This window comes from Enterococcus sp. FDAARGOS_553 (genome assembly GCF_003812305.1).
Classification (GTDB): Bacteria; Bacillota; Bacilli; order Lactobacillales; family Enterococcaceae; genus Enterococcus_D; species Enterococcus_D gallinarum.
Genome location: NZ_CP033740.1, coordinates 1,578,825 through 1,590,000, shown reverse-complemented (window position 1 = coordinate 1,590,000; position 11,176 = coordinate 1,578,825). Strand labels below are relative to the sequence as shown.

Below are 11,176 nucleotides of genomic sequence, written 5' to 3'. Positions count from 1 at the left end.
TTCCAATGACCCTCCCCGGTTGAGCCGGGGGCTTTCACATCAGACTTAAGAAACCGCCTGCGCTCGCTTTACGCCCAATAAATCCGGACAACGCTTGCCACCTACGTATTACCGCGGCTGCTGGCACGTAGTTAGCCGTGGCTTTCTGGTTAGATACCGTCAAGGGATGAACGTTCTACTCTCATCCTTGTTCTTCTCTAACAACAGAGTTTTACGATCCGAAAACCTTCTTCACTCACGCGGCGTTGCTCGGTCAGACTTTCGTCCATTGCCGAAGATTCCCTACTGCTGCCTCCCGTAGGAGTCTGGGCCGTGTCTCAGTCCCAGTGTGGCCGATCACCCTCTCAGGTCGGCTATGCATCGTGGCCTTGGTGAGCCGTTACCTCACCAACTAGCTAATGCACCGCGGGTCCATCCATCAGTGACGCAAAAGCGCCTTTCAACTTTCTTCCATGCGGAAAATAGTGTTATACGGTATTAGCACCTGTTTCCAAGTGTTATCCCCTTCTGATGGGCAGGTTACCCACGTGTTACTCACCCGTTCGCCACTCTTTTTCTTTCGGTGGAGCAAGCTCCGGTGAAAGAAAAAGCGTTCGACTTGCATGTATTAGGCACGCCGCCAGCGTTCGTCCTGAGCCAGGATCAAACTCTCATAATGATTTGTTTGAACGATCCATAGGATCGTTAAGCTCAAATAAAATTAACTTTGCTAGCTATTGCTTGCATGTATTTTGCTTCATAAATGAAGCGCCCTACACATTGGTTCGTTTGCTTGCTTTGTTCAGTTTTCAAAGGTCTACTGCGCTGCGTTAGCAACTTTTAAATCATATCAGATCAACAAGTGAATGTCAACTCTTTTTTTAAAAGTTTTTTTCGAAAGTGTTTATTCAACAACTTCCTGTGCGTCATCAGCGACTTCATTAGAATAACAAATGAATTGTTATTTGTCAACAACTTTTTTCAATCTTTTTTGTTGCTGCATCAGCATCAAATTGATTTCTTAAATTTGCGACTTCGTTATAATATCATCTGTTTCCGTTTTGGTCAAGCCCTTTTTTCAAAAAGTTTTTTTGAAAGGTTTTGACTGTCGGTGTGTTTTGCCAACGTTGATAAATTTACCATTATTCTCTCTGAGGGTCAAGCATATTTTCTGTTTTTCTCCAATAAATTTTCTGAAAAGAAAAAAAGCCGTATCAACGGCTTTTTTATGTAGTTGTCTTCTATCCATTTGATTAGAAGAATGGCATACCTTCTATTTTGTAATCTTCAATAATTTGTCTGAAAACATTCGGTTCTTCCCACGCATAACCATCAGGTAGTTGTTTGTCTTGTCCTGATTCTTGGGTTTCAAAAACAAAAAGTGGAATATTCTCAGCATCAATCGATCCATTGGTTAATTCAACAAGATCGATCGCTGTCACGTCTAAATGAATACTGTCTTTAAACAATTGTAAAATATTTGCTAGACCGGTCTTATCTTCAGAGAAGTCTGTAGATGCCAGTTCTGCGGTACCTTCGTGCGTCTGCATCAAAAACTTTTTCGAGCCATTTGCCAAGTGCATCATAACTGTTCCTGCCACTTTTTTGGATCCCAAAATACCCACCTCGGTTATTCAACTGATTGTAAATCAATTTTAGCACATTTTCAGAAAATATGCACGATTATCTCTTTCCGTTTTCTTTTTCCAGCATCTCTTTGGCTTCTGCTGTCCACTTTGGTAAGGCTTCAGCAATCGTCCGAAAACCGATTCGTTTGTTTTTATTCGTAAAATACCTTTTGCGCTTATAAGAAAGCTGAACAAATTTTTGTTCTAATGTTCTGCGGGACAGACTGATTTTTTGGCTATATTCATCGATATCGATAATCTGTACGCGCACCTCCTGGCCCACTTGCAAAACATCATGAATATTCTTCGTGTATCCAGACTGGATCTCAGAAACATGGATCAAGCCTTGTGTTTCTTTATCGAGCGACACAAAGGCGCCGTATGGTTGTATACCTGTGACCGTTCCGTCAATAATAGTTCCGATTTGATAGTCCATATGATTTCCTCTCTTTTCATCTTTTATTATACTTGAACTAGTGTTAGATTTGAAGTAGTAGAAAAAAACGATCTAGGAGGGGTACATATGACGAATTTTGACAATGTCCATTCACGGTTAAATACCAATAGTGTAAAGTGGGACAGTATTGCTACGACCTATAAGGAAGAAGGTTTACTGCCGTTATGGGTAGCCGACATGGATTTTTTGGCACCTAAGCCGGTCAAGAATGCCCTGCAGCAAGTGATTGATCAAGGAATTTACGGCTATACTGTTTTCCCTGAAAGTTTGTACGAAGCAATCATTTCTTGGCAAGAACGAAAACACAACTACTCGCTACAAAAAGAGGAGATTTTGTTCAACAGTGGTGTTGTCCCTAGTCTCGCATTAGCTGTGCAGAGCTATACCAATGAAGGCGACAGTGTAATGATTCATGATCCAGTGTACCCACCATTTGCTGACGTTGTTGAAAAAAATCAGCGTCAACTTGTGCGCAACCCGTTGATCGAAAAAAACGGGCATTTCGAAATCGATTCCGTTGCAATGGAATCTGCTATTGTAGATAACCATGTCAAACTGATGATTTTGTGTAATCCACACAATCCTGGTGGTCGTGTGTGGACAAAAGAGGAGCTGCAAACAATTGGGTCGATCTGTCAAAAACATCATGTTCTCGTGGTCAGCGATGAAATCCATCAAGACATCGTTTTTGCTCCGAATACATTTGTTTCATTTCAGACAGTTGATCCTGTTTTTGCTGATTTCTCCATTGTTTTAACTTCAGCAACCAAAACATTCAACTTGGCCGGCATCAAAAATTCAATGATCTTTATCAAAAATCCGGATTTGAAAAAACAATTCATAACTGTTCAAGAAAAAAATGTTCAAAGTGAAATCAATACATTCGGTATTGTAGCAACAGAAGCAGCCTATCGAGAGTCAGAAGCATGGCTGGATGAATTGCTTAACTATCTTTCAGCCAATATCGAATGGACCTGTGAGTTTTTGGTAGAAAAATTACCTGAAATCAAGTTTCAAAAGCCAGAAGGCACCTATCTTATGTGGCTAGACTTCTCTGCCTACGGTCTTTCTGACCGAGAGTTACAACGCAAATTGATCAAAGAAGCAAAAGTGGTCTTGAATCCAGGTATCAACTTTGGCCCATCCGGAACGCAACATATGCGGATCAACTTGGCTTGTCCTCGAGAAACGCTGCAAAAAGGTCTCCTGCAAATTGCTGCTGCATTCACAGAACTGAAACAATAAAAAAGAACCCCGCGGGGTTCTTTTTTATGCACTGATTTCAATTGTTTCGATCACAACATCATGAACAGGACGGTCTTGCGGTCCTCGTTGAACGTTTGCGATTTCGTCCACTACATCCATGCCATCTACAACATGACCAAAAACAGTGTGACGGAAGTCTAACCATGGCGTTCCACCTTGTTGATATGCTTCGATCACTTCGGAAGGATAACCTGCTCCCTCTAATTGACCAAGCATATTCGCTGGTACGTTTTGATTGTTGACAATAAAGAATTGGCTGCCGTTTGTATTTGGGCCGGCATTAGCCATTGATAATGCTCCGCGAAGATTGAAGAGCTCTTTTGAAAACTCATCTTCGAAGCTGCCCCCGTAAATACTTTCGCCACCCATACCAGTACCGGTAGGATCGCCGCCTTGAATCATAAAATCAGGAATAACGCGGTGGAAAATGATACCGTCGTAATATCCTTTTTGGGCAAGTTCGACGAAGTTTTTCACGGTTTTTGGGGCCAATTCTGGAAAGAGCACTACTGTGATATCTCCCCGATTCGTTTTGATAACTGCTTTATGACCTGTTTCTTTTAAATGTAGCTGTGGAAATTCAGACACACTTAACGCCTCCTTGTTTATACTAAATACTAAAACAATGATAGCAGAAAAATGAAAAAATGCTAGTTAAGACAATTTTTGCTATAATGAAGCTATTCGTCCAGGTGATACTGTAGAATAATCAATCAACAGAGGGAGATGCACTATGGAGATATATGATATTACCATCGTTGGTGCTGGGCCGAGCGGCATGTTCTCTGCCTTCTACGCCGGTATGCGCAACGCAAAAACCAAACTGATCGACAGTCTGCCTCAGCTAGGCGGCCAATTGGCCACGCTCTATCCTGAGAAATATATATATGATATTCCGGGTTATCCAAAGATCAAAGCCGGTGAATTGGTTCAAAATCTTGAAAAGCAACTGACTACCTTCAATCATCAATACTGTTTGGAGGAAACCGTCTTACAGATCGAAAAGCACGAAGACTACCTAGAACTGATCACAGATAAAGGCAATCACTATTCCAAAGCAGTGATTTTAGCCTTAGGCAATGGTTCCTTCCAGCCAAGAAAACTGTCTATACCCGACAGTGAACGTTTTGAAGGCAATGGACTCGACTATTTCGTAACTGACTTGATGAAGTATGCGGGCCGCAAAGTTGCTATCGCTGGGGGTGGCGATTCAGCGATTGACTGGGCGCTCATGCTTGAACCAATCGCTAGTGAAGTTTATTTGATCCATCGTCGCCCAGAATTTCGAGCGCATGAACATAGTGTCAACAAACTGCGCGCTTCTTCTGTCAACATTCTAACTCCCTATGTTATCCAGGATATCAGTGGAGAAAAACGTCTAACTGAAATTGCTTTGCAGCAAGTCAAAGGAGATGAATCTGTTTCCTTGCAAGTGGACTCTTTGATCGTTAATTACGGTTTTTCTTCGACTTTGAACATTAAAGAGTGGGGACTAAAAAGCACTCGACAAGGCGTATTCGTTACATCAGATATGCGGACATCCATTCCAGGAATCTACGCTTGCGGGGATGTGGTCTTATACGATGGCAAAGTAGATTTGATTGCTACTGGTTTCGGGGAAGCCCCCACTGCCGTCAACAATGCGCTTCATTACATTGATCCTAAAAACCGGACACAACCTGCCCACAGCACTAGTTTGTTCAAGGAGTAGACCATGCTGAGTCGGTATAAAATTGATTTACCTGATGCGTCCCTTGCAAACCAAATGCGTGTTTACTTAGAAGCCTTTGACCAAGTATCGACTGTCCAACATCATCTCGAAGTAGCCAATGCCGCTGAGCAACTTGCCAAACGTTTCGGTGGCGACTGCCAGAAAGCAACGATTGCTGGATTGTTTCATGATATCAGCGTGGTCATTCCCAATGATGAACGTCTCGCATTTCAAGAATATTACGGTTTGGAGATAGTGCCGGAAGAAAGAAAAGTACCATTATTGCTGCATCAAAAACAATCGGCTACTTTGGCAAAAGAGCTCTTTGGGATCACTGACCCTGAGATTTTGTCTGCCATTACCTGCCACACGACACTTAAGGAAAATTTTTCAAAGCTGGATCTCATTGTTTTCCTAGCAGATAAAATCGAATGGGATCGCGCAGATGCGGCACCTTTTTTAGAGGAGCTACTGGCTGCACTTGATAACTCTTTAGAAGCGGCAGCATTATGTTATCTTGACTGGCTGTTTGCTGGTGATTTGCTAGTGGCCCACCCTTGGGCAGTTGCCGCAAAACAACAATTGCAAAAAAAGCTACTTACCAAAAAAGCAAAAACTACTATATTAAAAAAACCAAAAAAGCAAAAACTACTATATTAAAAAACAGCTTAAAAAAGAGCTAGTATAAAAAAGGAAAAAAGCTATAAAAAGAACGGTCGCAGGATTTCTCTGCGACTTTTTTTCATACAGTTCAGAAACGACTACGTTGCTGTTCGTCGGTATTTTTTGATTCCACGGGCAAGATAAGATAGGATAGAAGTAAGAGAAAAGAATTGGAGGGAATCACATGGTATTAGAGAATAAAACACTTGAAGATAAGGCAAGAGAACTACTTTCAGAGCGCGGCGTATCACTTCAGGATATCGGCGAACTTGTTTTATTTTTACAAAAAGATTATATCGAAGGTATTACATTAGATATGTGCATTGAAAGTGTGAACGCAGTCCTCAGTAAACGTGAGGTTCACAACACGATTTTGACTGGTATCCAGTTAGATATATTGGCAGAAGAAAACAGCCTTTTGCATCCATTGCAGGAAATCGTCAAAGATGATGAAGGGTTGTATGGTATTGATGAGATTTTGGCACTTTCCATTGTCAATGTCTACGGTTCGATCGGTTTCACCAACTATGGCTACATCGATAAAGTGAAGCCAGGTATTTTAAAAGAATTAAACAGTCATGAAGGCCCCCGGGTCCATACATTCTTAGATGATATTGTAGGTGCAATCGCAGCTTCGGCAGCTAGTCGTTTGGCGCACCAGCATCCAAGCAAGTCTCATTACATCACTCAATAAACTTGTAAAAATCAGCTACTATCGAAAAAAGACTATCCCACAAGTCTGAAACACCTGAAGGGACTACCGTGTAAATCGTTACGCGATACTAGCAAGGAACGCCAGTATGACTGACGTTCCCGCTATCCTCTAGGTCTTTTCTCACTTATGAAATAGTCTTTTTTTGACTTTGTTTTGCCCACCAGTAAATCACAAAGAAAAACAGTTCAATCAGTACAAAAAATAAAATAAAACAGTGCATGAAGAACGTCTCCGGCAGAACATTGATGATGGGATCCGTTACTGGATCAAAAAGCCAATCGTCATTATTGAAGAAAATCTCATGAAACGTCACAAAAAATCGATCAAACCCGATTGCCATCAAGAAACCAAAGAAAATCGGCAGCAGCATCCCCCACTGCAATGGTCGCAACAACCGCCAGCGCTGATCATTTTTCCAAAAAGATCTAAGAAGCATGAAACTGGGGATCAACGTTACGAGCAGTACACCATAGTTTAATAAAAATAGTTTCTTCACATCATAGAAATGTCCAGCTCCTGCCGCTGACATCGGAAAATCTGGCAAAGCTAATGTCGTATTCAATGGATTGTTCAAGAAATCCAGCAACAACCCATAATTTTTTATCAATTCTTCTTTTGAAATGTCGGTATAATCTAAAATATTCAACTGTTGAATATCAAAATGATATAGCCAGCGAAAATTGATCGTTACCGTAATTGCTAAGCTGATCAGAAATAAAAACAAACACAGCATCCCTAGCCGCTCGATCCATACTTGTTTTCTCATTGGTCAAAATCCCATTCATCTAAGGAATCAATGACATAAGTTGGGGGTTCCGGTAAACGAGGCACAGCAGATTTCGGTGTAAAACCGGATAGTACCAATAGGGAATCAATGCCATTCCGAATCCCCGAGCAAATATCCGTCTCATAGTTATCTCCCACCATAATGACTTCCTCTTTTGGTAAACCAAGGTGTGCCACGGCTTTGTCCATAATAATTGCTTCCGGTTTACCGATGAAAATCGGCGGTGTCTGTGTCGCAGTCTCCACCATTGCGATCAAAGAACCGGCTCCAGGTAACAATCCCCGTTCGGTAGGGATATTTTTATCTGGATTGGTGCCGATAAAGGTAGCCCCTTTTTGAATCGCTAATGTGGCTAAGACAAACTTTTCGTAGGTGACATCATTGTCTAAACCAACGACGACATAATCCGGATTTTGGTCATCCCATTCAAAACCGGCCGCTAAAATCAAGTCGATCAATCCTGCTTCGCCGATCACAAAGACTTTATTGCCGCGACCGTGGTCTTTCATAAAGTCGATCGTCGCCAAACTTGCCGTATAAATTGTTGCAGGCGCCACATGAATGGCGAATTCATCCGCTAATCGTTGTGCGACTGTTTCTGGACTGCGGGTCGTATTATTTGTGACAAAAAGGAAAGGCAATTCCTTTTTCTGCAAAGCTTCAACGAAGCGTTTGCCTGCTGGTATCGGCTCTTTCCCTAAATAGATCGTGCCATCTAAATCAATCAAATATCCCTTATATTTCATAAATTACTCTTCCCGTTGACGGATCGTGAATTCTTTTTTATTTGTTTTTTTCACTGTCGTTTCTGTCGATCGCGCCTTTTTTTCTTTTGGTTTTCGATTTTTAATCGTTGGCTTCACCTGTTTTTGAGAAACAACTTCTTGTTTCTCATCGATGTGTGCCGGACGTGTTTGATTGCTTTGAGCTGCTGGTTTCTTTTTACGGCGTCGGGTCGTACTCTTTTCTTTCTTGCCGCCAACTCGTTGAATTACAAAATAAGCGCAACCGAAATTACAGTATTCATATAAATAATCCTCTAGCATGTCGATCCGCTGATCCGGTAATGCTTTGCGATTGTCTTTGTCAAAAAAACCTTTTAGACGCAACTGTTCATAACCCCAATCCCCTACGATGTAATCGTAGCGAGCCAATACTTCACTGTACCGTTCGCCCAATTTTTGGGGATCAAATCCTTCGCGATAATCTACCACCAATTTGTATTGGCGTGTACCGATCAATAATTCATCTTCATTAACAAGCGTAACCAGTTCGCCTTTTTGCGGCTGTTTCTCTGGTTCTTCGATGATCTCCTCGAGTACCGAAGTGATCTCGTCTGTAATTGTTTGTTTTTCGGTCATCTTTTCACCACCTGTTGTCTATTATACCTTGTTTTAATACGTAATGATAGTCGTGCTTGTATCAGATTCCCCTCCGACTTTTTCATTACTGGATCGGATATTTATGTGCTAAGTAGCTGCCAAAGACCGTACGAATAAATTCTGGAAATAAAAATTCACAGCGTCCGGCTATCTCGATCGTGGGAAAAAAAGGAATAAACAAATAATGATCCACTAATGTGATCTGGTATTCTTCCACCGGATTGATTACTTTGTTTTGCCACAATACTTGGTGATTGATGGCATCATAAGAGATCCCCTTATAAACCAGTTCACCAAATATTTTCCCACGAAATCCCATCCCAACAATTGGATAGTTCCGTAAAAAGCGCCGATTTTTTTCCATTTCTAAAACAAAACGGATCACATCTGCTCCCTTCAATGTCACTCGAATCAAGTGCATCGGATGAGGCAAGATGGTATGCAGTTGATCCTGGTCGATGCGCCCTGCCGGTAAATCACCTAAAAACAAACCGCTATTCAACACAGCAGCTTCCGTTTGTCCTCTAACACAAAGCGCCGCCAATGCTTCTTGGATAATCGAATCTTCGTTCCCTTCACAACGAAGCGCCCACGGAAGTTGTGCGACTTGTTTCGTTTTCAGCAAACGATGACCAATAGAAAGATAACCAGCAATCTCTTCTTCATCTTGCGGAAAAGCTAAAAGCTGCTCTGTAGGGATCACTCGGGCAGAACGCTCGATAGTTTGCCCTTGATCATCTAACTTAATCGTTACTTCACCAATATAAAAGCCAAATTTCCCCGCTGCTGCCAATTGTACGCCATTGACGATTTCGCCGGTCTCGAATAAGTGATGCGTATGAGAGCCTAAAATCACATCCAACTGAGGAAACTCAGCCGCGATCGCTCGATCTGCATTGATTCCCAAATGACTCATCAAGACTAAAATATCGACTTGGGGCTGCAAATGATTGATCAATAAAGGCAGCAATTCCAAGGGTTCACGAATATCCCAGCCGTTTGGTGAATAGGTCAAAGGAAAGGGTGCCGTAAAAGCAATCAGCCCGACTTTCGTCCCTTGATTCGTTTCGATGATCTGGTAATCCTGCCGCCATTTTGGTGGTTTCAAATCATTCTTATCGAAAAGGTTCGCCAATAAGATAGGAAACTCCGCTTGATCATAAAGATGCTGAAGCTCTTCTTTGGAATTTCCCACACCTTCATTGTTGCCAATAGTCACTGCATCATAGTGTCCTTGGTTCATCAGCTCAATATTGGCTTGTCCGTTCGTTGCTTCAGTCAATGGATGCCACCGATCCACAAAATCTCCTAGATCCAAAGAAATCACTGTTTCTTGACTCGAATCTGCTTCTTGCTTCCGTTGATTAAGATAACGGCGGATCTTAGGCCAATGCTCCAGATGTGAATGCAAATCATTCGTGTGTACTAGCGTGATTTTTTCCATCTTATCCCTCTTCTCACCCATTTGCTGTCGGCTATTTGATAAGTCTTCAGCTTAATGTTCCAACTACTATTAGAATAGCACAATTTTTGCGAGGTACCAGAGGGATGCTTTTCGATTCAGGTTTTGTTTCCAGCGTTTGGACCGCCTTTCTAAAGACCTTGTGCTACAATAAAAAAAAAGGAGGGATTTCGATGTTAGAACAGTTACGAGCAGAGTGGGAAAAACTTTTTGGCCACAAGTACACTTCTTCCTCTGAGAAACAACAAACGGTGGATGGAGAGACCTCCCATCGTTTATCCGACGAGGATCCAGAGACACTTCATGAGATGATGGGGACAGATTGGAACACGTTTTTAGACGGTAGTGATATCTTCACTGAATTATCCGCTGAAGAACAAGAAGAGATCCGCAGGAATGGCCCTCGGCATGAAGACTATATCTAATTCGATCTGCTACAAACAATAATAGAACCCCTCGCTTATAGGTGTAGTGGTTCTCAGACTGCAACTAACTTCATTCGTGTCATGAAGTGCTGTATATCTGTTGGATATACAGCACTTCGTTTTTATCTTTTTTCTTTGATATAATTAAAAAAATCGGAGGTTTTGGAGGTCAAGAACTTGAAAATTATAGAGGTAAAAGAAAGAACGGCACCATTGATAGAACAGCTATTAACCATTTGGGAAAGTGCTGTAAGAGCAACGCATCTCTTTCTATCAGATCATGAAATAGAAGAAATCAAGACGTATGTACCACAAGCATTAAAAGAAATCCCCTATTTAATTCTCATAGAAAACGAAAATCAAGCACCTGTTGGCTTTATGGGGATCGTGGAGCAACATCTTGAAATGCTTTTTATTGCTAACGAAGAAAGAGGAAAAGGGTTAGGCAAAGAATTGCTTACATACGGCATAGAAAAATATTTGGTTAATGATTTAGCAGTGAATGAACAAAACCCGCTTGCAAAAGATTTTTATGAACACATGGGATTTGAAGTTTATAAAAAAACAGCGTTTGACGAACAAGGCAATCCATATCCACTAATTTATATGAGATTAGACAGATAACTATTCCAGTAGTTACTTTTTAGCAAGAGGTTATGCCATAAGTCATCATCCAACAAGTGAAACCGTATCATATTCTA

Annotated in this window: 13 protein-coding genes and 1 rRNA gene (1 of these 14 running past the window's edge); 6 read left to right on the top strand and 8 right to left on the bottom strand. The window is 41.5% G+C overall.

What is annotated here, in order from left to right; all coding sequences use genetic code 11:
* From EGX73_RS08120 to EGX73_RS08110, 3 genes are all read right to left on the bottom strand, one after another.
* A 16S ribosomal RNA gene (locus tag EGX73_RS08120) occupies positions 1 to 658 on the bottom strand; it reaches 902 nt to the left of the window's first position.
* 574 nt (positions 659 to 1,232) lie between these two features.
* The gene (locus EGX73_RS08115) at positions 1,233 to 1,595 is read right to left on the bottom strand and encodes a hypothetical protein (RefSeq protein WP_021149210.1); all 363 of its coding nucleotides are present in this window, start codon (positions 1,593 to 1,595) and stop codon (positions 1,233 to 1,235) included.
* Positions 1,596 to 1,662: 67 nt separating this feature from the next.
* Complete coding sequence (locus EGX73_RS08110; RefSeq protein ID WP_123866868.1) at positions 1,663 to 2,043, bottom strand: CvfD/Ygs/GSP13 family RNA-binding post-transcriptional regulator; 381 nt, start codon at positions 2,041 to 2,043, stop codon at positions 1,663 to 1,665.
* 87 nt (positions 2,044 to 2,130) lie between these two features.
* Between EGX73_RS08110 and EGX73_RS08105 the strand changes: the two genes are divergently transcribed.
* Positions 2,131 to 3,309: a MalY/PatB family protein gene (locus EGX73_RS08105; RefSeq protein ID WP_029487258.1), complete on the top strand. Its 1,179-nt coding sequence runs from the start codon at positions 2,131 to 2,133 to the stop codon at positions 3,307 to 3,309.
* 24 nt (positions 3,310 to 3,333) lie between these two features.
* Here the strand turns inward: EGX73_RS08105 and EGX73_RS08100 are convergent, their stop codons facing one another.
* The gene (locus tag EGX73_RS08100) at positions 3,334 to 3,918 is read right to left on the bottom strand and encodes a peptidylprolyl isomerase (protein ID WP_003128790.1); all 585 of its coding nucleotides are present in this window, start codon (positions 3,916 to 3,918) and stop codon (positions 3,334 to 3,336) included.
* A 145-nt stretch (positions 3,919 to 4,063) separates the two neighbouring features.
* On the opposite strand from EGX73_RS08100, the gene EGX73_RS08095 reads away from it, so the two are divergent.
* The 3 genes from EGX73_RS08095 to EGX73_RS08085 all read left to right on the top strand — a co-directional run bounded on the left by EGX73_RS08095 (position 4,064) and on the right by EGX73_RS08085 (position 6,398).
* Complete coding sequence (locus EGX73_RS08095; protein WP_003128789.1) at positions 4,064 to 5,041, top strand: NAD(P)/FAD-dependent oxidoreductase; 978 nt, start codon at positions 4,064 to 4,066, stop codon at positions 5,039 to 5,041.
* Between the two features lie 3 nt (positions 5,042 to 5,044).
* Complete coding sequence (gene yqeK / locus EGX73_RS08090; RefSeq protein ID WP_029487259.1) at positions 5,045 to 5,701, top strand: bis(5'-nucleosyl)-tetraphosphatase (symmetrical) YqeK; 657 nt, start codon at positions 5,045 to 5,047, stop codon at positions 5,699 to 5,701.
* Positions 5,702 to 5,888: 187 nt separating this feature from the next.
* Positions 5,889 to 6,398, top strand: coding sequence for a phosphatidylglycerophosphatase A (locus EGX73_RS08085; RefSeq protein WP_003128785.1), 510 nt, complete (start codon positions 5,889 to 5,891; stop codon positions 6,396 to 6,398).
* Between the two features lie 145 nt (positions 6,399 to 6,543).
* On the opposite strand, the gene EGX73_RS08080 is transcribed toward EGX73_RS08085, so the two are convergent.
* The 4 genes from EGX73_RS08080 to EGX73_RS08065 form a co-directional block, all read right to left on the bottom strand.
* Positions 6,544 to 7,185, bottom strand: a complete 642-nt coding sequence (locus EGX73_RS08080; RefSeq protein ID WP_003128784.1) for a TIGR01906 family membrane protein — start codon at positions 7,183 to 7,185, stop codon at positions 6,544 to 6,546.
* Positions 7,182 to 7,952: a TIGR01457 family HAD-type hydrolase gene (locus tag EGX73_RS08075; protein ID WP_003128782.1), complete on the bottom strand. Its 771-nt coding sequence runs from the start codon at positions 7,950 to 7,952 to the stop codon at positions 7,182 to 7,184. The genes EGX73_RS08080 and EGX73_RS08075 overlap by 4 nt, the downstream gene beginning before the upstream one ends.
* A gap of 3 nt (positions 7,953 to 7,955) precedes the next feature.
* Positions 7,956 to 8,567, bottom strand: a complete 612-nt coding sequence (locus EGX73_RS08070; protein ID WP_003128781.1) for a YutD family protein — start codon at positions 8,565 to 8,567, stop codon at positions 7,956 to 7,958.
* Positions 8,568 to 8,652: 85 nt separating this feature from the next.
* Positions 8,653 to 10,032, bottom strand: a complete 1,380-nt coding sequence (locus EGX73_RS08065) for a bifunctional UDP-sugar hydrolase/5'-nucleotidase (RefSeq protein ID WP_005472621.1) — start codon at positions 10,030 to 10,032, stop codon at positions 8,653 to 8,655.
* A gap of 191 nt (positions 10,033 to 10,223) precedes the next feature.
* Between EGX73_RS08065 and EGX73_RS08060 the strand changes: the two genes are divergently transcribed.
* Positions 10,224 to 10,475 carry a hypothetical protein gene (locus tag EGX73_RS08060; protein WP_005472623.1) on the top strand — a complete coding sequence of 84 codons (252 nt, stop codon included), beginning with the start codon at positions 10,224 to 10,226 and terminating at the stop codon, positions 10,473 to 10,475.
* Between the two features lie 177 nt (positions 10,476 to 10,652).
* On the top strand, positions 10,653 to 11,099 hold the full coding sequence (locus EGX73_RS08055) for a GNAT family N-acetyltransferase (protein ID WP_005472624.1): 447 nt from the start codon (positions 10,653 to 10,655) through the stop codon (positions 11,097 to 11,099).
* Positions 11,100 to 11,176: the final 77 nt, after the last annotated feature.

Coding starts and splice junctions, on each gene's coding strand:
- EGX73_RS08105 (WP_029487258.1), top strand. CDS start 2,131: ATGACGAATTTTGACAATGTCCATTCACGGTTAAATACCAATAGTGTA.
- EGX73_RS08070 (WP_003128781.1), bottom strand. CDS start 8,567: ATGACCGAAAAACAAACAATTACAGACGAGATCACTTCGGTACTCGAG.
- EGX73_RS08060 (WP_005472623.1), top strand. CDS start 10,224: ATGTTAGAACAGTTACGAGCAGAGTGGGAAAAACTTTTTGGCCACAAG.
- EGX73_RS08075 (WP_003128782.1), bottom strand. CDS start 7,952: ATGAAATATAAGGGATATTTGATTGATTTAGATGGCACGATCTATTTA.
- yqeK (WP_029487259.1), top strand. CDS start 5,045: ATGCTGAGTCGGTATAAAATTGATTTACCTGATGCGTCCCTTGCAAAC.
- EGX73_RS08095 (WP_003128789.1), top strand. CDS start 4,064: ATGGAGATATATGATATTACCATCGTTGGTGCTGGGCCGAGCGGCATG.
- EGX73_RS08110 (WP_123866868.1), bottom strand. CDS start 2,043: ATGGACTATCAAATCGGAACTATTATTGACGGAACGGTCACAGGTATA.
- EGX73_RS08085 (WP_003128785.1), top strand. CDS start 5,889: ATGGTATTAGAGAATAAAACACTTGAAGATAAGGCAAGAGAACTACTT.
- EGX73_RS08080 (WP_003128784.1), bottom strand. CDS start 7,185: ATGAGAAAACAAGTATGGATCGAGCGGCTAGGGATGCTGTGTTTGTTT.
- EGX73_RS08065 (WP_005472621.1), bottom strand. CDS start 10,032: ATGGAAAAAATCACGCTAGTACACACGAATGATTTGCATTCACATCTG.